Source organism: Mixta mediterraneensis (assembly GCF_030283135.1).
GTDB classification, from domain to species: domain Bacteria; phylum Pseudomonadota; class Gammaproteobacteria; order Enterobacterales; family Enterobacteriaceae; genus Pantoea; species Pantoea mediterraneensis.
This window is the reverse complement of the sequence record NZ_JASUAZ010000001.1, coordinates 232,154-252,276: the sequence shown is the minus strand read 5'-3', so window position 1 is coordinate 252,276 and position 20,123 is coordinate 232,154. Positions and strand designations below refer to the sequence as shown.

Genomic DNA, 20,123 nt, shown 5'->3' with positions numbered 1-20,123 from the left:
GGTTAGAGGCAGAGCCAGCATATGTCAGGCAGCGTAAGGGGTCGAGAGGCGAAACAGCTTTTTACAAAATTTTCTTTGTTGCTTTGCAAGCAGAATTATCCTGTTTAGCGCCTGTGCTTGTGGCAGCAGGCCCACAACGGTTTATAACTTTCGGAGAAAAGCCATGTTAACGGATATGCTAATCCGTATTGCACTTGCGGGCGTGTTAGGTGGGTTAATTGGGATGGAGCGCCAGATGCGTGCCAAGGAGGCGGGCTTACGCACCCATATTTTGGTGGCCATTGGGAGCACGATGTTCATGCTGGTCTCTAAATATGGCTTTGCCGACATGCTGGATAATCACCATGTTGCCCTTGATCCCAGCCGTATTGCCGCTCAGGTCGTGAGCGGCATGGGCTTTCTGGGTGCCGGAACGATCATCATTCAAAAGCAAATCGTTAAAGGCTTAACCACGGCGGCTGGACTGTGGGTGACGGCCGCTATTGGTCTGGTGATTGGTAGCGGTATGTATGAAATCGGTATTTACGGGACGGTACTCGCGCTGGTGGTGTTAGAAGTATTCCGCCGCATCAGCCATTTTCTCATTGGCCGACACCATACCATTATGGTGTTACTGAAAGCGAAAAGCGTGCCGCTGGTGCTTTTGGCTTTGCAACGTGAGGGCATCCGCTATGGGCATATCGCAGTGGTCAATCGCGATCAGGAAAGCGGTTTATGTGAACTGAGCGTTCAGGTGACATTGTCACATAAAGCCAAAGGTTCTCATCTCTATGAAAAAGTCATGGAAATCAAAGGCGTGCAGTCGCTGGAAATGATTTAATTAGTGCGTTTGACGGTGGCAGAGGTTCCCTTTCACGGCTAAAAGCGTGCCGCCTTTTATGAAGTAATCACCGCCAGCAAACCTGGCGGCTCGGGTAAAATACATTTTAAATCATTGAGTTAAATGAACCACCGATTTGCATAATCGAAACCACCAGCTACGCTTATTACTGTGACTAGCTAGTCCTTCTCAAAGAAAACACCCTTAGTTGAGGCCTATCTATGACACAACAGAAGCACCGAGGCGGTTCGGGTAATTTCGCTGAAAACCCAGAACGTGCCAGCGAAGCTGGCAGCGCCGGCGGCAAAGTAAGCGGAGGAAATTTCAAGAATGATCCGGAACGTGCCAGGGAAGCAGGCAGGAAAGGAGGCAAAATAAGCCGTCGCACCGCAAAGTAGTACTACTGGAAAGGCGCCTTAATGGATTTTTCACGCCAGGGATGGGCGATTACGCTTTTACCCACCGTTTTCTTTTATCGTAGAGAAAAAGCAATAGCCGATTTAATCGGCTTTCGCATTTTATTGCGGCATGAGCATTTGGCTATTATCGCCTTTTCCTGACTTGCCTCGCGGGACTTAGCTCCCTGTGCAGACGCATCAGTGTTTTGCACCTTTACTGAAAAGACATCAGGAGAGCGAATCCGCTTTTTCGTTACAACGTAACGCTAGCGCGCTTTAGCAGGGGCAGATTAACGCCAGGAAGCGTTCCACATTCGCAGAGCGACACTTAAAATCATGCTGGCTTTCATCGTGGCAATCCGTACCATATTCACCCTATTTGAAGTCGCTACGGTCAGTGACCAGGACGCAAGCAAAATGGCGGCGCTTTCCTGGTGTCCACCCCAATGTCAGGCAATAATTAAATGCAACAAAGTCAAAAAGATACAAAAAAAGATCACTATAATTTCAACAAACTGCAAAAGCGCCTGCGCCGCAATGTGGGCGAAGCTATCGCTGACTTCAATATGATTGAGGAAGGCGATCGCATTATGGTTTGCCTGTCGGGCGGCAAAGACAGCTATACCATGCTGGAAATTTTGCGCAGTTTGCAGAAAAGTGCACCAGTGAATTTCACGCTGGTGGCGGTAAACCTTGATCAGAAACAACCTGGTTTTCCAGGCCATATCCTGCCGGAATATCTTGAAGCGCAGGGTGTTGAATACAAAATTGTCGAAGAAGATACCTATTCCATCGTTAAGGATAAAATCCCTGAAGGCAAAACCACCTGCTCGCTTTGCTCACGCCTGCGTCGAGGCATTCTCTATCGCACCGCCAGCGAGTTAGGTTGCAGCAAAATTGCTCTGGGCCACCATCGTGACGATATTTTGCAGACGCTGTTTCTGAATATGTTCTATGGCGGCAAAATGAAAGGTATGCCACCGAAACTGATGAGCGATGATGGCAAACACATCGTGATCCGTCCGCTGGCCTATTGCCGCGAAAAGGACATCATTCGCTTCTCCGAAGCGCGCCAGTTCCCTATTATTCCCTGTAACCTGTGTGGTTCGCAGCCTAACCTGCAACGTCAGGTGGTGGCAGATATGCTGCGCGACTGGGACAAGCGTTACCCAGGCCGGATCGAAACCATGTTTAGCGCCATGCAAAACGTGGTGCCATCCCATATGGCTGACGTCAATTTGTTCGATTTCAAAAGTATTAAGCATGGTGATGACGTGGTAGATGGCGGCGATCTGGCTTTTGACCGTGAAACGTTGCCAGTAAACCCGGTTGGCTGGCGGACAGAAGACGAAGAGGCGCCCGACCTGAGCGCACGGCTCGATATACTGCAGATCAAATAACGTCTGAAAATATTAAGGGCGCACAGTTTTTGCTGTGCGCCCTTTTCTTTTATCTGTGTGGCGGCGGGTCCATAACCGGTGGAAATTCTGGGTCTGGTGGCGGATCGGGTTGCGGCTGCGGTTGTGGAATCGGCTCAGGGATAGGGGTTGGATCGGTTGGAATCGGTTCGCTGGCAGTAATCGCATTCATACCGTTCTCCTTCTCTTGCATAGGTTCTTTAAGCATAGAAAAGAATGCACGACAGAGCCAGTCAGGTAAAAAAAAGCCGGCGGATAAGGCCGGCTGATTCGAATTAAAAGGTGTTACGTATTAATTCTAAAGAAAAGTAAGACAATATGGAGCACAACGCCCATCGCTTGACGTTGCATTCACCTGCGGGAGTGATTCTGCGTCAGGTTCCGCCAGGAATTATTGATATTGATCATCTTTAATGTCCCTTCTGGAATTTTTATCTACATTTAACTTTTTGATAACGCTAATTTTAGTGTTCTATAACCAGCGTCGCCGTTTCAGGTACCCCGCCACGCCCAGCGCTAATACGGCGAGTAACAAGCAAAACACGCTAAAACCGTAACGCCACGTGCCACCGGGAATGCCGCCCAGGTTTACGCCAAATAAACCGGTAAGAAAGGTGGCTGGAAGGAAAATCATCGCCATCAGCGACATGGTATAGGTGCGGCGGTTCATGGATTCAGCCATCACTGACGCCAGTTCATCTGCCAGCACGGCAGTACGCGCCACGCCCGCGTCTAAATCGTCCAGGCCGCGCCCTAAACGATCCGAAATTTCCTGCATGCGGCGACGTTCGCTATCATCCATCCACGGCAGTTTTTCACTGGCCAGGCGTGCATATACATCGCGCTGAGGCGCCATATAGCGTCGCATCACAATCAATTGTTTACGCAGCAGCCCAAGTTCGCCTCGTGCCGGAATGCGCTGATCGAGTAACGCATCCTCCAGTTCGATAATTTTGTCATGCAGTTCTTCAATAAATTCGCTGGTGTGATCGGTTAATGCATCGCAAATTTCCACCAGCCAGCTTCCACAATCCACCGGTCCATTACCGTTTTGCAAGTCAGTCAGCACTTCATCCACCGCATAGACTTTACGACGGCGGGTAGAAACAATCAGCTTGTCGTTAATAAACAGCCGCATCGCCACCAGCTGGTCTGGACGCGAATCGCTGTTGTGATTCACGCTGCGCAACACAATCATAAATCCATCACCCAGGCGGTTAACGCGCGGGCGCATGCTATCCCCCGCCAGCGCATCGCGCACCGAATCCGGCAACAGCGGTGTCGATTGCAGCCATTCTAAACTTTGAGGATGGGTATAATTTAAGTGCAGCCAGCACGGTTTTTCGCAATGGATGACGTCTTTATTTTCAATGGCAATCTGGCCGCCCTTGCCGTCCAGCTGACAGGCAATAATGGCATCTGAAATCTGTAACGCTTTACCTTCAATCACATCCACGATGATGTCTCATTATCAAAATCAATACGATACAGTCTAGCGCGGCAGTAAGCAGTTGCAATCTTCTGAATGTGAGGAAAGGTGTGAAACTGCGGCCTGCGACAGGCCGACAGCATTAATGCTTTTCGATCCACAACTCGCGGCTGTATGCCACGTCCTCTGGATTGGTAATCGGATACCCTTTCACCCAAGGCTTGATTAACCGGCCATTAGTGTACTGATAAATGGGTGCAACGGGCGCCTGATCGGCAAGAATCTGTTCAGCGCGATTATAATCAACGTTACGCGCCTGATCGCTGGTTTCAGTACTGGCTTTTGCCATCACGGCGTCATAATCGGTGTTTTTAAAACGCGCAATATTACTGCTATTCCCTGTCGTCAGTAGGCTCAGAAACGTTGACGGTTCATTGTAGTCGCCCACCCAGGAGGCACGAATTACATCGAAATTACCGCTGTTTCGGCTGTCGATGTAAGTTTTCCACTCCTGGTTTTCCAGCGTGACGTCAACACCCAGATTCTTTTTCCACATGGACGCAACTGCAATGGCAATCTTCTGATGGCTTTCTGACGTGTTATACAGCAGCTTAAGATGCAACGGTTTATCCGGGCCGTAACCCGCAGCAGCCAGCAACGCTTTGGCCTGCGCGTTCAGCTCTTTTTGATTATGCTGCTGTAAAAATGATGGCAGCGGTTTAAAGCCCGCAGTGACATCGGGCGTAAAGTGCCACGCTGGCTTCTCACCGGTTCCTAATACTTTTTCTGCAATGATGTTGCGATCAATACTCCACGATAGCGCTTTACGCACCCGCACGTCCGCAGTGGGTCCTTTTTGCGTGTTGAAGGCGTAATAATAGGTGCCAAGTTGATCCGGCGTATAAACCTGACCTGGCAACGTCTTTTTCAGCAATGCATACATGTTTTTGGGGAAAGATTCCGTAATATCGATGTCATTCGAACGATAACGTTTGGTGGCGCTCGACTCTTCGTTAATTGGAAGAAAGGTGACGCGGGTCAGCACAGAATGGGCGTTATCCCAGTATTCAGGATTGCGCGTCAGCACAATTTTTTCATTTACTACGCGATCGCTAAGTTGATAGGCGCCGTTACCTACCAGTTTACCTGGCGATGTCCAGCTGTCGCCCTCTTTAGCAATCACTTTTTGCGGCACCGGAAACAGCGCTACGTTAGCCACTAAACCCGGAAACCACGGTACCGGTCGATCCAGCGTAACCTTCAGTTGCTGCTTATCCAGCGCGCTGACCCCGAGTTTATCGGGGCTCATTTCACCTTTGGTAATCGCTGTCGCATTTTCAATGCCGCTCAGGCCAGCAAACCAGGCAAAAGAAGAACTGTTTTTGGGATCGACCAGCCGTTGCCAGCTGTAAACAAAATCCTGCGCGGTAACCGGCTCACCATTGGACCAGCGTGCGTTCTTACGCAGGGTGAAAATCCAGGTTTTGTTGTCGCTGCTGCTCCAGCTTTGCGCCACACCCGGCACGATTTTACCGTGTGCATCTTGATTGGTCAGGCCTTCGAACAGATCGCGAATAACCTGGATCTCAGGTAATCCCACGGCTTTAAGCGGATCGAGCGACGCAGGTTCGTCTTTTATATGGCGAACAATTTCCTGTTTTTCGGCGAGTTGTGCTCCAGCGGGAACATTGGCTGCCAGCACGGGCGAGACAATGGTACTCAGGCTAAGTGCCACCAGCGTCATGCGAAACGTCGTTATCATCATCACCTCTTTACCCCTAAGAAGCGCTGCATCAGGGCATTGCCAACGCAGCTTGTCCCTGGGCACTTTAGCGCAAATTGCTGATTGATAAATAGCTATTTTCCCACCCCGGCTTTTCAGCTACTTTTAGGCTAAACCCTTCGAGAGAATATAAATATGTTGTCATTACATCCGCGACCGCTGCGTGGAAAACTGGCTATACCTTATCAGCGTTATGGCACCTCAGCGTTGGGCGCGCCGCTGTTATGGTTTCCGGCCCCGCTCGCTGATATTGACAGCGGTTTGATTCTGGCGGGCACCCACGGCGACGAAAACGCAGCAATTGCTACGCTGTCTGCCGCACTGCGCACCTTACCCGATCATCTGCGGCGCCATCACGTGGTGTTAGCGGTAAATCCCGATGGATGCCAGCTCGGGTTGCGCGCTAACGCGAATGGCGTTGACCTTAATCGCAACTTTCCGGCCGCTAACTGGCAACCCGGCAACACGGTGTATCGCTGGAACAGTCTGGCCGACGATCGCGATGTGAAATTATCAACGGGCACCCATCCCGCTTCTGAACCGGAAACGCAGGCATTGTGCGCACTCATCCATCAGCTCAAACCAGGCTGGATTGTGACATGGCATGAGCCGCTGGCCTGTATTGACGATCCTCATCAGATTGCAATTGGGGAGTGGCTGGCGCAGCACACCGCACTACCGCGTGTCAGTAGCGTCGGTTACGACACGCCGGGCTCGTTTGGTAGCTGGTGTAACGATCTTGGCTTGCCCTGCGTGACCGCCGAAATGCCAGCTATTTCCGTGGACGAAGCTACGGAATCCTACCTTGAAATGATGATTAATCTGCTGCGCTGGCAGTAATAATCACTTTACCGCTTTGCACCTCAATGGCGGGTTCGACATCTACCGCAAGCCAGGTTGGCCCGTCTAAATCGGCATAGCGCGCCTGGGGAATCAGCGGCAACGCCGCACGAATGGCGCGTGAGGTGCAAAGCATACAGCCTAACATGACCTCAAAACCCATTTTTGCCGCAGCCTCAGCCAGTGCCAGGGCTTCTGTCAGCCCACCCGCCTTATCCAGCTTAATGTTAACCATCTCATACCGACCACGTAGCGACGGCAGGCTGTCACGCGTATGGCAACTTTCATCCGCGCAAATCGGTAACGGATGGATAAAGTTAGCCAGCGCCGCATCTTCGCCAGCCGCTAACGGCTGCTCCAGCATGGTCACCTGTAAATCCGCGAGCAGCTGGCAACGCGCCGCCAGCCCTTCTGCCTGCCATGATTCATTGGCATCGACAATTAAGGTGGCTTCCGGCACCGCTGCACGTATCGCCATCAAACGCTCGGTGATATAGCTGTTATCCAGTTTGATTTTTAGCAGCGTGGCGCCGTTTTGCCACAAGGCCAGCGCGCTGCTCGCCATCGCTTCAGGCGTATCAATGCTGACCGTTTGCGCGGTCACGACTGACGAGGGCATCGCTGTGCCGCTAAGTTGCCACAGGGTTTGCTGCTGTTGATTCACCGCCAAATCCCATAGCGCGCAATCAATGGCATTACGCGCCGCGCCGGGAGGCAGCGCCTGCTGCAAGGCTTCACGCGTCAAGCCCTGCTGTAATTGCGGTAACAGCGTTGCGATTTGTTTCAGCACCAAAGCTTCGCTTTCACCATAACGTGCGTAAGGGGTCGCTTCCCCCGTTCCTTTGACACCCGCCTCTTCCACTTCGACAACGACAACCCTAGCCTCAGTACGGCTTCCGCGTGCAATGACAAACGGCGTATGCAATGGCCAGGCTTCGGGATACGTTTTTACCGTTCTCATTACCTCTCCTTAGTGGGCGCTATCAGGACTTAACGCGTGGTTTACCGCAATAAATGCGCTCGTAAACCCTTAAAAAATATGTCATAAACAACGGCTATACATGATCTGACGCAAAATTCCCGTCAGATCTTTTCACCATTAAAAGGAACGAGTATGTCTCAAACTGTTCATTTTCAGGGTAACCCAGTACCGGTTGCCGGTCAGTTTCCACAAGCAGGGGATCAGGCTAAACCGTTTTCGTTAGTCGCGAAAACGCTGGCAAACGTATCGCTCTCTGAGTATGCAGGAAAACGCAAAGTTCTGAATATTTTTCCAAGCATCGATACTGGCGTATGCGCTTCTTCCGTGCGCAAGTTTAACCAGCTGGCCAGCGAACTGAGCAATACGGTGGTGCTGTGCATCTCTGCCGACCTGCCGTTTGCTCAGTCGCGTTTTTGCGGTGCAGATAACCTGAGCAATGTCGTTACGTTATCAACCCTGCGTGGCGCAGAGTTTAAACATGATTATGGTGTGGAAATTGCGGACGGTGCGTTGCAGGGTTTAACGGCGCGCGCTGTAGTGGTGCTGGATGAGCATGACAACGTCATCTACAGCCAGCTGGTAGATGAGATTACCCACGAACCCGATTACGACGCAGCGCTGGCAGCACTGAAGTAATCCTTTCTGGAAATTAAGCTGATCAAAAAGCGGATCACCTGTATCCGCTTTTTATTTACTGCTATTTATTCGCTGTCATGGCGTTTCTGGCCCAGGCCATATTCGCGCAATTTATTGGCAATCGCGGTATGTGATACGCCCAGCCGTTTCGCCAGCTTACGTGTGCTGGGATAAGACAGGTATAAACGGGTTAAAATTGAACGTTCAAAGCGGCTGGTAATTTGATCCAGCGTACCTTCCATCGCTTCCTCATCCAGCGACACATCTAAAGCCTGCTCCGGCAGGATAATATCTTGGGGACGTAATTCGTAACCCTCCAGCTGCGCCAGCGCGCGATAGAGCGCATTTTTTAGCTGACGGACATTACCCGGCCAGCTATAACGCGTCAGAAAGGCATTGAGCTGAGGCGATAAGCGCGGACGTGGAATACCTTGTTCATCAGCGAACCGGGCGACAAACATTTCTGTCAACGGCAAAATATCCTGGGGACGATCGCGCAGCGGTGGCAGGTTAAGCGTTAACACATTCAGACGATAAAACAGGTCTTCACGGAATTCGCCACGCTGTACCAGTTCAATTAAGTTTTTCTGCGTCGCGCAAATGACGCGTATATTCACATGAACTTCATGCTCTTCCCCAACGCGGCGGAAAGTGCCGTCGTTAAGGAAACGCAGCAATTTAGTTTGCATACTTGGCGACATCTCACCGATCTCATCCAGCAGCACCGAGCCGCCGTTTGCCTGCTCGAAAAACCCTTTTTTACCTTCCAGCGCATTCGGATAAGCCCCCGCCGCGTGGCCAAACAGTTCACTTTCTGCCACATCATCCGGCAGCGAGGCGCAGTTTAGCGCCAGGAACGGCATTTTGCCGCGCGCGCTACGTAAATGGCAGGCACGAGCCAGCATATCTTTACCGGTGCCGGTATCGCCAATAATCAGCAATGGCGCATCATGCATTGCCAGTTTGCGTGCCTGATCAACGACCTGGCGCATTTTGGGGGCGACAGCAACGATGTGATTAAATTCTGATTCATCGGTAACAATCAAATTTTGCAGCTGGCGGCCCATGCGCGCAGTGGATTTCAGCATGATCATCGCGCCGACCGGCTGATCGCTTTGTCCTTCTTCTGCAGTCAGATAAATAGGACGCGCTTCCATCAGGAAATCACGTCCTTCAATCACCACATGCTGCGCCTGCGCTTCGACCTGTTCACTTTCCAGCCAGCGCATAAAATTGAACCCATTTATCAGGTTCCCGGCGCTGAAATTACGCATTTTCTGCTCGTCAAGATTGAACAGGTTTTGCGCGGCTGGGTTTGCCAGTTCCACTTTGCTTTTCAGGTCGATCGAAAATACCGGTTCAGGCATCGCTACCAGCAGTGCGCTCAACGCACGATGTTCACGCTCAGATGGCATGTATGTCACCGTGCGCACATCCGTCACGCCTGGTGTACGACGGATTTCGGCGATTAAATGACTAAACTGATCAAATTCCAGCGCCGAGAAATTGAGATAGATACGGCCTAATGCCGCAATTTCGATACCGCGAAGATCAATATTACGCGCAACCAGCAAGTCAAGCAGCTCGCGGGTCAAACCGATACGGTCCTGACAGAACACTTCCAAACGCATTGCGATGGCCTTAAACAGGTTAAGATTAAGCAATAATACGCTAACTTAGCGCGTGACAGAAAGAGGTCTGTCAGGAAAAGTTGACAGTTCAGAGGGAGGTGGTCAGGAATTGAGCGCATCGCTAAGATGGCGCGCTATGACAGAACAGCGCGCGGTTACTCATCACTTCGCGTTTTTTTGTAGCACCTCTTTTAACTGCCCTATTAGTTCGCGTCGGAAATCGCCCAAACGCGGTTTATCTTCTTCCAGCCAGGGCAGTGGGCGGCATAACTCCATCGCCTTAATTCCCAGGCGCGCCGTTAATAACCCTGCACCGATTCCTTGTGCAGCACGCGCCGACAGCCTTGCAGCAATGTCCTGCGACATCCAGTCCATACCGACTTCGCGCGCCAGTTCTGACGCTCCGGCAAACGCCATATTCAGCAGCACCAGACGGAATAACCGGATGCGACTGAAATATCCCAGTTCAATGCCGTAAATTGCCGCGATGCGATTGACCAGGCGTAAGTTACGCCAGGCAATAAAAGCCATATCGACCAGCGCCAGCGGGCTAACGGCAATCATTAACGTCGATTCTGCGGCATGACGACTGATTTCACGCCGCGCCTGACGATCTAAAACCGGCTGCACCAGTTGAGCATATAAACGCACAACCTCACTGTCATTATGCGTTTCATGTAACGACGCCTGCCAGCGCTGCAAGGCCGGATGTGCGTGATCCAGCTCCGCCTGTTGTGCCAGCTTTTCACAAAAAGCGCGTCCCTGGCCGATGCCATGACTATGCAGCAGTTCTCGTGCAACATCTCGCTCTTCGGCACGCTGGCGTAACTGATACAGGCGACGCCATTCACTGGCTAATGCTCCCACGCCCGCCACCACGATTAATCCGCCAGCAACGCCGCTACCGAGAGCAAACCAGTTATGCGTCATCCAGGCGTCATGCGTCCATTGTACGCCTTGCGCAATGACGCTTACGCCAAACAGGGCCAATCCTGCGCCGACCATTTTACGCCACAGGCTGCGCTTTGGTTTCAGGGCAGCTTCCACGGCACGCTCGCCCGCGCCTTCTTCGGGCATCGCATCGTCGTCTGTTACGGCTAAAAAGGCGGTCTGGGTATTATCTTCAAATGTCTGTGCCGGACGCAGCGGTATTTCACGCTCGCCATCAAGGGGACGCGCAAAATCAATGCGTGGCTTTAAGGGATCGCTCATCGCAATTTATCTCCCAGTAAAAATTCCAGTGCTGCATCCATACGAATATGAGGTAACGGGCGATCAACATCCAACTGCTGCGGAAGAAACTGTTCAAACTGAAACCCCTGCTGCTGCCAAAAGGCGTTGCCCGGCAGGCGCGGCGGCACTTCGCCGGGATAAACGGTCAGTGCTTCACCATCCCGCAAGCGATGGCCGCGCAGCGCCGGGATCGTCTCGCCATGATGATCGACCAGACCACTTTGCGTTGCCTGCACTGACGCCAGGCCAATACAGTCCATACGGATGCCTTCAAATGCCGCATTTTGCCATGCGTCCTGCACCAGCTTTTGCAGCAATGACACCATGTTGCCATGCTGATCGCTGGTAATGTGATCGGCTTTAGTCGCAGCAAATAATAATTTATCGATCACCGGCGAAAATAGCCGACGAAACAGGGTGCGCTGGCCGTAATGAAAACTCTGCATCAGTTGTGTTAATGCCAGCCGCATATCACTGAATGCCTGCGGGCCGTTATTTAACGGCTGTAAACAATCGACAAGAACGATTTGGCGATCGAAACCCAAAAAATGATTTTTATAGAAATCCTTCACCACGTGCTGGCAATAATAATTAAAGCGCTGTTGCAACATAGCAAAATTGCTGCCCTTCTCCGCCTGCGTCAGTTTGCTTACCTGTGCATCGTCGTGGGTCGGCCACGGGAAAAACTGCAACGCAGGTGCACCTGCCATTTCACCGGGCAAAACGAAACGTCCCGGCTGAATGAAGTGCAAACCTTCATTTTTGCAGCGATGTAGATAGTCGGTCCAGGCCGCCGCAATCTCAGCCAGCCGGTTTTCATCTGCCGGCGCAAACGGATCGAGCTGTTGGCACATTTCGCGCCACGGCGTCGCCCATTCAGCGCGATCGCCTTGCAGCAAACCGTTCATCTGCCGTGACCAGGCAACGTAATCCTGCGCCAGCATCGGTAAATCGAGCAGCCATTCGCCGGGATAATCAATAATTTCGAGGTAAAGCGTGGCGGTATCTTTGAAATGACGTATCAGTGAATCATTGGGGCGGTAACGCAGCGCCAGCTGTATTTCACTGATACCACGCGTTGGCGTTGGCCAGGCCGGTGGCACGCCATAAAGCTGCGCCAGCCCCTGATCATAAGTGAAGCGTGAGGTTCCCATGTCACGCTGAGGAACGCGCTTTACGCCCAGCAGACGTTCCTCCCGCACCACAGAAAATAACGGCAATCGGGCGCCGCTGTGCACAGTGAGAAGTTGATTAACCAGTGAAGTAATGAATGCCGTTTTTCCGCTGCGGCTTAAGCCGGTTACCGCTAAACGAAGATGGCGATCAACGCTGCGATTCATCAACGCTGTTAATTCAGTTTGCAGTCTTTTCATCTTTCTCCTTGATGAAGCGTGATGCCGCCCGACTCAACACGCGTTTCAGCAGCGGTTCAAGGGCTACTGCCAGCAAAAGGCGTAAAGGTCGACGCGCCACCGATTTCACGGCCCAGCCGGTAACCCCAGCGGGACCATAAGTAACAGCATTGATAATGATGAATTTGGCCGCCGACTTCAACGCGGGAGCCGCGCGGTGACGAAAAGTAGCTGAGCGTAATGACATCAACACCTCCGAAAAGACAGAAAACGGGCCTGATTCAGACCCGTGAAAAAGGAGAATTAGAGCTGACGGAAGCGGCTGCGCACGCTGAAAGTTTCTGACGTAACGTAGCGCTCCAAATCCCGCACGCTGCGCTCATCGCGCTGTAATGCCGTTTCTAACTGGTCCAGCAGTTCGCTGGCACTGGGCTGGCGTGCATGACTTTCAGCCCCGGCAGGCTTGATGTCCAACACAAAACCCAGCACAAAATAGGCGATAATGGTAAAGCCAAACAGGCCAAAGAACAGCGATAACACCACGATCACGCGCAATAACCGCACCGGAATGTCGAGGTACTCAGCCAGACCCGCGCAAACCCCCATGAATTTCCCTTCGTCGGGTTTACGCCACAGTTTACGCCCCTTTATCATGGTTGCCTCCAGTCCGGGTGCTCCGCATCCAGGATCGCTTCCAGCGCATCAATACGTTCGCGCATGCGCTGAGCGTCTTTTGTGATCAGCTGTAAACGCTGGATTTCGCTTTGCGACAGTTCGGCTCCACCATTACGTTTATTGCTGTAATGCAGCCATAACCAGATCGGCGCGACAAAAAGCACGAAAATCGTGAGTGGTATGGCAAGAAAAAGTGCGCTCATTGACTCTCCTTAATCAGTATTCGCAAAGTTCGTTAATTATTCGCTGCGGTTCATTTTGGCTTTTAGCGCGTTCAGTTGCTGGCTGATTTCATCATCGGCTTTAAGATCGGTGAATTCCTGATCCAGCGTTTTTGGCTTACCAAAACCGTGGCTTTCAGCTTCAGCTTCCATATGATCGATGCGGCGCTCAAACGATTCAAAACGCGCCATGGCTTCATCAATTTTGCCGCTGTCCAACTGGCGACGCACATCGCGGGAAGAAGACGCGGCCTGATGACGCAGCGTCAGAGCCTGCTGGCGAGCACGCGTTTCGCTGAGTTTTTTCTCCAGTTCGCTAATCTCGCCTTTCATTCGCTCCAGCGTTTCTTCCACCTGGTTTACTTCCTGGGTCAGGGTAGCGATAAGATCGGTTAACTTTTGTTTTTCAATCAGCGCTGAGCGTGCCAGGCCTTCCTTATCTTTACGCAGCGCCAGTTCGGCTTTTTCCTGCCATCCTGCCTGTTGAATTTCGGCCTGCTCGATACGGCGATTCAGCTGTTTTTTTTCTGCCAGCGTACGCGCTGAGGTTGAACGGACTTCAACTAAGGTATCTTCCATTTCCTGAATCATCAGGCGTACCAGTTTCTGCGGATCTTCTGCGCGCTCCAGCAGTGAGTTGATGTTGGCGTTCACGATGTCGGCGAAACGAGAAAAAATACCCATAATAATGTTCCTCTTAAAAAGTTATGTTTGCGTCTTGCGCTGTTTAATCTAATTCAAGATACGTGCCAGTTTTTTATCCCACTGATATTGCTGTATTTTAAAAAAATACTACACTTAACCTAACCTTTTGGCTGGTCAATTTGATTAACAGGTGGCGAAATTCATCATGGCAGACAATAAAGATACTCTGTTGGGCGAATCTAATAAATTTTTGGAAGTCCTTGAACACGTTTCAAAGCTGGCGCCGCTGGAAAAACCTGTCCTGGTGATTGGCGAACGCGGCACCGGTAAAGAGTTGATTGCCAGCCGTTTGCATTACCTTTCTGATCGCTGGCAGGGTCCGTTCATCTCGTTGAACTGCGCGGCGTTAAATGAAAACCTGCTCGACTCTGAACTTTTCGGGCACGAAGCCGGTGCATTTACCGGCGCGCAGAAACGCCATTTAGGCCGCTTCGAGCGCGCAGATGGTGGCACGCTATTTCTTGATGAATTAGGCGCAGCGCCCATGCTGGTCCAGGAAAAACTGTTGCGTGTGATTGAATATGGCCAGCTGGAACGCGTTGGAGGTAATCACGCATTACAGGTTAACGTGCGTCTGGTTTGCGCCACTAATGAAGATCTTCCGGCCATGGCAGCAGAAGGAAAATTCCGCGCCGACCTGCTTGATCGCCTGGCATTTGATGTAGTGCAGCTGCCGCCGATGCGTGAGCGGCGCAGCGATATTCTGGTCATGGCCGAGCATTTTGCGATTCAAATGTGCCGTGAGCTCGGGCTGCCATTATTCCCAGGCTTTACCGGCGAGGCGCAGAAAACGCTGCTGGCACATGACTGGCCCGGCAACGTGCGTGAACTAAAAAATGTGGTGGAGCGTTCGGTTTACCGCCATCACAGCAGCGAAGAGCCGCTGGATAACATCATCATTAATCCGTTCGCACCGCGTGTCGAACCTGTAAAAGCAGCGGTCAATGCTGACATTGCCCTCCTGCCCGCCTTACCGTTCGATTTGCGTCAGTGGCAGAACCAGCAGGAGCGGGAACTGGTGGAGTCGAGCCTGTTGCAGGCTAAATACAATCAGCGTCGCGCGGCAGGTTTGCTTGGCGTGACCTATCACCAGCTCAGAGCGATGATGAAAAAACACGGCATTCAGGCCCGCGATGACGCAAGCTAAGGCAGGGCTTTTTCACTGTCTAAGGAGGTGGGAAAATGCGCGAATGGCAGCTGCTTATTTGTAATAACCGGGATAAATGGACACAGACAATGCCGCACCTTGCTCAAAACAGATCAAAAAAAAGCCCGCACAAGGCGGGCAATAATACTGGAAGCAATGTGAGCAATGTCGTGCTCTTCTTCGGTAGAGCCACCGTCGAAGCGCAAAGTAATAATAATCATTCTTATTATCATCTGTAAAGCCCTTGTTGAGAATTTTTCTCATCTCCACACCAACGATGTGATTATTTTTGCCGCTTTTCGCTTAAAATCCTCTCGACTCGCACCACAGATTTTGGGACAAAGCCTGCTTTGCGATACACTCAGCCTAATGCCTCAAAATCGTTGAGTTCTATGTCCAGACTAATCCCTTCGCTGTTGCTTAGCCTCAGTGTATTGAGTGCGCCTGCGTGGGCAGCGCCATCGGGTGATATTCACCAGAGCGGCTTTGTCTATTGTGTTAATGGCACATTGAATTCTTTTAATCCGCAAATGGCCAGCGGTGGTGTGGCGGTCGATACGTTAGCAGCCCAGCTGTATGACCGCTTGCTGGATGTTGACCCTTATACTTATCGGCTAAAACCCGATCTGGCGGCCAGCTGGGAAGTGCGTGATAACGGCGCAACCTACCGTTTTCATTTGCAGTCCGCCGTACAGTTTCAGCAAACCAACTGGTTTAAACCTTCACGGCCGCTCAATGCCGACGACGTCGTGTTCAGTTTTGCCCGTATGTTTGACCGCAAGCACCCCTGGCACAACGTCAATGGCGGCAGTTATCCCTATTTCGATAGCCTGCAATTTGCCGATTCAGTACAAAGTATTAAGAAAATCGACAACCACACGGTTGAGATACGCCTGAACAACCCGGACGCCTCGTTCCTCTGGCATCTGGCTACCCATTACGCACCGATTTTATCGAAGGAGTATGCTGATAAGCTCAGCGCCGAAGGTCGTCAGGAAGCGTTAGATCAACAACCTGTGGGTACGGGGCCGTTCCAGCTCAGCGAATATCGTGCAGGACAGTATATTCGCCTGGTGCGTAATCCTCATTACTGGAAAGGCGTCCCACGCCTGCAACAGGCGGTAATTGATCTTGGCGCAGGCGGCACCGGGCGCTTATCTAAATTGCTGACCGGTGAATGTGATGTACTCGCCTACCCCGCAGCCAGCCAGCTCAGTATCTTGCGTGACGATCCGCGTTTACGTATGACGCTGCGCCCCGGCATGAACATCGCCTATCTGGCATTTAATACCCGCAAACCACCGCTTGATCGGCCTGAAGTACGCCATGCGTTGGCGTTAGCGATTAACAACGAACGGTTGATGGAATCCATTTATTACGGCACTGCAGAAACCGCGGCGTCAATTTTGCCACGGGCGTCATGGGCCTATAACAACGATGCACGCATCACTGAATTTGATCCGAAAAAATCGCGTGATGAACTGCAAGCGCTCGGCCTGACAAATTTGCATCTGCGTTTGGTTGTGCCTGCAACGTCACAAGCATGGAATCCAAGCCCGCTAAAAACTGCAGAATTGCTACAGGCCGATTTGGCGCAGGTGGGCGTACAGGTCACCATCGTGCCGGTAGAAGGCCGGTTCCAGGAAGCACAGCTGATGTCGATGAATCATGATTTAACGCTTACCGGTTGGGCCACCGATAGTAACGATCCCGACAGTTTTTTCCGCCCGCTGCTGAGCTGTGCGGCAATTCGTTCGCAAACCAACTACGCCCATTGGTGCTCTCCCGCATTTGACGAAACACTGCAAAATGCGCTGCTGACCCAACAACTGGCAGGCCGTATTGATAACTATGCTCGCGCCCAACGGATGCTGGCGCAGGATCTGCCGGTGCTGCCGTTAGCATCGTCGCTGCGGTTGCAAGCCTATCGTCACGACATTAAAGGTTTGGTACTAAGCCCGTTTGGCAACGCCTCGTTTGCCGGCGTTTATCGCGATGAGCGAGAGGAACCGTAAGTGATCATTTATATCTTACGCCGCCTGCTACTGCTGGTGATTACGCTGTTTTTGCTGTCGCTGGTCAGTTTTAGCCTGAGCTATTTCACGCCGAATGCGCCGCTGGAAGGCGCATCGCTGCTGGATGCATGGTGGTTTTGGTTTAAAGGTATGCTCCAGCTCGATTTTGGCGTTTCCAGCACTAACGGACAGGAAATTGGCGTGCAGTTGCGCGAAGTCTTTCCCGCAACTATGGAACTGTGCATCCTGGCGTTTTTATGCGCCCTGCTGATTGGCATTCCTCTTGGCATTTGTGCCGGGGTTATGCGCAACAAGTGGCAGGATAAGCTCATTAGTGCTCTTATGCTGATTGGCTTTTCTATGCCAGTATTCTGGCTGGCGCTGCTGTTTACCCTGCTATTCTCGTTGACCCTCGGCTGGCTGCCGGTTTCGGGCCGCTACGACCTGCTCTATCCGGTACAAAATATCAGCGGCTTTGCGTTGATTGACGCCTGGATAAGTCCCTCGCCGTGGCGGCATGAAATGCTAATTAGCGCGTTAACCCATATGATTTTACCCGTCACTGTGCTGGCGATTGTTCCTACCACAGAAGTGGTTCGCCTACTGCGTGACAGCACCAGCGACGTTATGGATAAAAACTATGTTAAAGCAGCAGCCACCCGGGGTTTATCGCGTTTCACGGTGATCCGTCGCCATGTTTTGCATAATGCCCTGCCACCGGTTATTCCGCGTCTTGGTCTACAGTTTTCAACCATGCTGACGCTGGCGATGATTACTGAAATGGTGTTCAACTGGCCAGGCTTGGGACGCTGGCTAATCAACGCGATTCGCCAGCAGGATTACGCCGCCATTTCGGCAGGGGTGATGGTAACGGGGAGTCTGGTCATTTTAATTAACGTCATTTCGGATGTAATTGGTGCGGCTATGAACCCGTTGAAACATAAGGAGTGGTATGCCCTCCGATAATATCTACGCAGAGAAACGGCTACCGAGCGCCTTTCGGCAAAGCTGGCACCATTTTTATGCTGATACCACTGCCATGATTGGTCTGTACGGCTTTGCTACTTTGCTGCTCCTGTGTTTGTTCGGCGGCCTGTTGGCACCTTACGGCATCGATCAACAGTTTCTTGGGTATCAGCTGCTGCCTCCCTCCTGGTCACGCTATGGCGATGTCTCGTTTTTCCTTGGCACCGATGATTTAGGCCGCGATGTATTAAGCCGACTGCTGAAGGGAGCGGCACCAACGGTGGGGGCCGCTATTCTCGTCACGCTGTTTGCCACCGTCTGCGCACTGCTGCTTGGCGTGCTGGCGGGTATGACGCATGGCGTGCGGTCAGCAGTAATGAATCACATACTGGATACGCTGCTGTCGCTCCCTTCATTACTACTGGCAATTATTGTGGTGGCGTTTCTCGGTCCGCGACTTGAGCACGCATTACTGGCGGTATGGCTGGCGCTGATGCCGCGTCTGGTGCGCGCTATCTATAGCGCGGTACATGATGAGCTGGAGAAAGAGTATGTCGTGGCGGCCCGGCTGGATGGCGCCACCAGCAGCAATATTTTGCGATATGCGATTTTGCCGAACGTGTTGCCGATGTTAATTAGCGAAATTACCCGTGCGCTGTCCATGGCGATTCTGGATATTGCAGCGCTGGGCTTTCTTGATCTGGGCGCGCAACTGCCTTCGCCCGAATGGGGCGCGATGCTCGGCGATTCACTGGAACTGATCTACGTCGCGCCGTGGACGGTGATGCTTCCTGGCGCGGCGCTAATGATCAGCGTATTGATTGTTAACCTGCTCGGTGACGGTATTCGCCGTGCCGTCGAAGCGGGAGTGGAATAATGCCGTTACTTGATATTCGCAACCTGACCATTGAATTTATGACCGCCGATGGTCCGGTTAAAGCGGTTGATCGCGTCAACCTGACCCTGAATGCGGGTGAAATTCGTGGTCTTGTGGGTGAATCCGGGTCGGGAAAAAGTCTGGTGGCAAAAGCTATCTGCGGCGTCACTAAGGATAACTGGCGCGTTACCGCCGACCGTATGCGTTTCGACGACATCGATCTGCTACGCCTGTCGGCACGCGAGCGTCGTCGTATTATCGGTCACAACGTGTCGATGATTTTCCAGGAGCCGCAGTCTTGTCTTGATCCCTCAGAAAGCATTGGTCGACAGTTAATGCAGGCGATCCCTCGCTGGACCTTTAAAGGACGCTGGTATCAACGTTGTTGGTTCTGGCGTAAAGCGCGTGCCATCGAGCTGTTGCATCGCGTTGGCATTAAAGATCACAAAGACATCATGCGCAGTTTCCCCTATGAGCTGACCGAGGGCGAATGCCAGAAGGTAATGATAGCGATTGCCCTGGCGAATCAGCCACGTCTGTTGATTGCCGATGAGCCAACGAATGCGATGGAACCCACCACTCAGGCGCAAATCTTTCGCCTGTTGAGTCGGCTCAATCAGAACAATAACACCACAATTTTGTTGATCAGCCATGACCTGCGCACCATGAGCCAATGGGCGAATCGCATTAATGTAATGTATTGCGGGCAAACGGTAGAAACAGCCCAAAGCGAAGATCTCATGTCGATTCCGCACCATCCTTATACCCAGGCACTAATACGTGCGATGCCCGATTTTGGCCGCTCGCTGCCGCATAAAAGCCGCCTAAACACCCTTTCCGGTGCCATTCCGTCACTGGAAAGTTTGCCGATTGGCTGTCGGCTTGGACCGCGCTGCCCCTATGCACAACGCAAATGTGTGGAAACGCCGCGTCTGACCGGCAGTAAATCGCACCTTTATGCCTGCCATTTCCCGTTGAATATGGAGGAGCAATAG

The 20,123-nt window shown here is 52.0% G+C and carries 23 protein-coding genes; 12 read left to right on the top strand and 11 right to left on the bottom strand.

Translation table 11 applies throughout. From position 1 onward, the window contains the following. Positions 1-163 precede the first annotated feature (163 nt). The 4 genes from QRY16_RS01195 to ttcA all read left to right on the top strand — a co-directional run bounded on the left by QRY16_RS01195 (position 164) and on the right by ttcA (position 2,618). Complete coding sequence (locus QRY16_RS01195) at positions 164-820, top strand: MgtC/SapB family protein (RefSeq protein WP_289775346.1); 657 nt, start codon at positions 164-166, stop codon at positions 818-820. A 221-nt stretch (positions 821-1,041) separates the two neighbouring features. Further along, positions 1,042-1,218: a con-10 family general stress protein gene (locus QRY16_RS01190; protein ID WP_289775345.1), complete on the top strand. Its 177-nt coding sequence runs from the start codon at positions 1,042-1,044 to the stop codon at positions 1,216-1,218. 21 nt (positions 1,219-1,239) lie between these two features. After that, entirely contained in the window at positions 1,240-1,380 is a 141-nt protein-coding gene (locus tag QRY16_RS01185; RefSeq protein WP_289775344.1) for a hypothetical protein, read from the top strand. A gap of 302 nt (positions 1,381-1,682) precedes the next feature. Next, positions 1,683-2,618, top strand: coding sequence for a tRNA 2-thiocytidine(32) synthetase TtcA (gene ttcA / locus QRY16_RS01180; RefSeq protein ID WP_289775343.1), 936 nt, complete (start codon positions 1,683-1,685; stop codon positions 2,616-2,618). A 49-nt stretch (positions 2,619-2,667) separates the two neighbouring features. On the opposite strand, the gene ynaL is transcribed toward ttcA, so the two are convergent. From ynaL to QRY16_RS01165, 3 genes are all read right to left on the bottom strand, one after another. Continuing rightward, positions 2,668-2,808 (bottom strand): proline-rich small protein YnaL, encoded by a 141-nt coding sequence (gene ynaL / locus QRY16_RS01175; RefSeq protein ID WP_289775342.1) that lies wholly within the window; start codon positions 2,806-2,808, stop codon positions 2,668-2,670. A gap of 300 nt (positions 2,809-3,108) precedes the next feature. After that, entirely contained in the window at positions 3,109-4,092 is a 984-nt protein-coding gene (gene zntB, locus QRY16_RS01170; protein ID WP_289775341.1) for a zinc transporter ZntB, read from the bottom strand. A gap of 115 nt (positions 4,093-4,207) precedes the next feature. Continuing rightward, positions 4,208-5,827 (bottom strand): peptide ABC transporter substrate-binding protein, encoded by a 1,620-nt coding sequence (locus QRY16_RS01165; protein ID WP_289775422.1) that lies wholly within the window; start codon positions 5,825-5,827, stop codon positions 4,208-4,210. A 156-nt stretch (positions 5,828-5,983) separates the two neighbouring features. Here QRY16_RS01165 and mpaA point away from each other — a divergent pair, with 156 nt between their 5' ends. After that, entirely contained in the window at positions 5,984-6,688 is a 705-nt protein-coding gene (gene mpaA, locus QRY16_RS01160; protein WP_193404225.1) for a murein tripeptide amidase MpaA, read from the top strand. Here mpaA and ycjG read toward each other — a convergent pair. Beyond that, positions 6,666-7,649, bottom strand: coding sequence for an L-Ala-D/L-Glu epimerase (ycjG, locus tag QRY16_RS01155; protein ID WP_193404226.1), 984 nt, complete (start codon positions 7,647-7,649; stop codon positions 6,666-6,668). The two genes, mpaA and ycjG, sit on opposite strands and share 23 nt — an antisense overlap. 153 nt (positions 7,650-7,802) lie before the next feature. On the opposite strand from ycjG, the gene tpx reads away from it, so the two are divergent. Continuing rightward, entirely contained in the window at positions 7,803-8,306 is a 504-nt protein-coding gene (gene tpx, locus QRY16_RS01150; RefSeq protein WP_289775340.1) for a thiol peroxidase, read from the top strand. Positions 8,307-8,371: 65 nt separating this feature from the next. On the opposite strand, the gene tyrR is transcribed toward tpx, so the two are convergent. From tyrR to pspA, 7 genes are all read right to left on the bottom strand, one after another. After that, positions 8,372-9,937 (bottom strand): transcriptional regulator TyrR, encoded by a 1,566-nt coding sequence (gene tyrR, locus QRY16_RS01145; protein ID WP_289775339.1) that lies wholly within the window; start codon positions 9,935-9,937, stop codon positions 8,372-8,374. A gap of 162 nt (positions 9,938-10,099) precedes the next feature. Further along, complete coding sequence (locus tag QRY16_RS01140) at positions 10,100-11,149, bottom strand: YcjF family protein (protein ID WP_289775338.1); 1,050 nt, start codon at positions 11,147-11,149, stop codon at positions 10,100-10,102. Then, positions 11,146-12,543 carry a YcjX family GTP-binding protein gene (locus tag QRY16_RS01135; RefSeq protein ID WP_289775337.1) on the bottom strand — a complete coding sequence of 466 codons (1,398 nt, stop codon included), beginning with the start codon at positions 12,541-12,543 and terminating at the stop codon, positions 11,146-11,148. The genes QRY16_RS01140 and QRY16_RS01135 overlap by 4 nt, the downstream gene beginning before the upstream one ends. Then, positions 12,524-12,769: a phage shock protein PspD gene (pspD, locus tag QRY16_RS01130; protein ID WP_193404231.1), complete on the bottom strand. Its 246-nt coding sequence runs from the start codon at positions 12,767-12,769 to the stop codon at positions 12,524-12,526. Before pspD ends, QRY16_RS01135 begins: the two co-directional genes overlap by 20 nt. Positions 12,770-12,825: 56 nt before the next feature. After that, entirely contained in the window at positions 12,826-13,176 is a 351-nt protein-coding gene (gene pspC, locus QRY16_RS01125; protein WP_193404232.1) for an envelope stress response membrane protein PspC, read from the bottom strand. Further along, a complete protein-coding gene (gene pspB, locus QRY16_RS01120; protein ID WP_193404233.1) occupies positions 13,173-13,400 on the bottom strand; it encodes an envelope stress response membrane protein PspB in 228 nt (75 codons plus the stop codon). Before pspB ends, pspC begins: the two co-directional genes overlap by 4 nt. Positions 13,401-13,436: 36 nt before the next feature. After that, positions 13,437-14,102, bottom strand: coding sequence for a phage shock protein PspA (pspA, locus tag QRY16_RS01115; protein WP_289775336.1), 666 nt, complete (start codon positions 14,100-14,102; stop codon positions 13,437-13,439). A gap of 166 nt (positions 14,103-14,268) precedes the next feature. On the opposite strand from pspA, the gene pspF reads away from it, so the two are divergent. The 6 genes from pspF to sapD all read left to right on the top strand — a co-directional run bounded on the left by pspF (position 14,269) and on the right by sapD (position 20,123). Continuing rightward, positions 14,269-15,270 (top strand): phage shock protein operon transcriptional activator, encoded by a 1,002-nt coding sequence (gene pspF / locus QRY16_RS01110; RefSeq protein ID WP_193404235.1) that lies wholly within the window; start codon positions 14,269-14,271, stop codon positions 15,268-15,270. 35 nt (positions 15,271-15,305) lie between these two features. Then, entirely contained in the window at positions 15,306-15,509 is a 204-nt protein-coding gene (locus QRY16_RS01105) for a hypothetical protein (RefSeq protein WP_289775335.1), read from the top strand. A gap of 153 nt (positions 15,510-15,662) precedes the next feature. Then, complete coding sequence (gene sapA, locus QRY16_RS01100; protein ID WP_289775334.1) at positions 15,663-17,285, top strand: ABC transporter substrate-binding protein SapA; 1,623 nt, start codon at positions 15,663-15,665, stop codon at positions 17,283-17,285. Beyond that, positions 17,286-18,251 carry a putrescine export ABC transporter permease SapB gene (gene sapB / locus QRY16_RS01095; protein ID WP_289775333.1) on the top strand — a complete coding sequence of 322 codons (966 nt, stop codon included), beginning with the start codon at positions 17,286-17,288 and terminating at the stop codon, positions 18,249-18,251. Beyond that, positions 18,238-19,128: a putrescine export ABC transporter permease SapC gene (gene sapC / locus QRY16_RS01090; RefSeq protein ID WP_289775332.1), complete on the top strand. Its 891-nt coding sequence runs from the start codon at positions 18,238-18,240 to the stop codon at positions 19,126-19,128. Before sapB ends, sapC begins: the two co-directional genes overlap by 14 nt. After that, complete coding sequence (sapD, locus tag QRY16_RS01085; protein WP_289775331.1) at positions 19,128-20,123, top strand: putrescine export ABC transporter ATP-binding protein SapD; 996 nt, start codon at positions 19,128-19,130, stop codon at positions 20,121-20,123. The genes sapC and sapD overlap by 1 nt, the downstream gene beginning before the upstream one ends.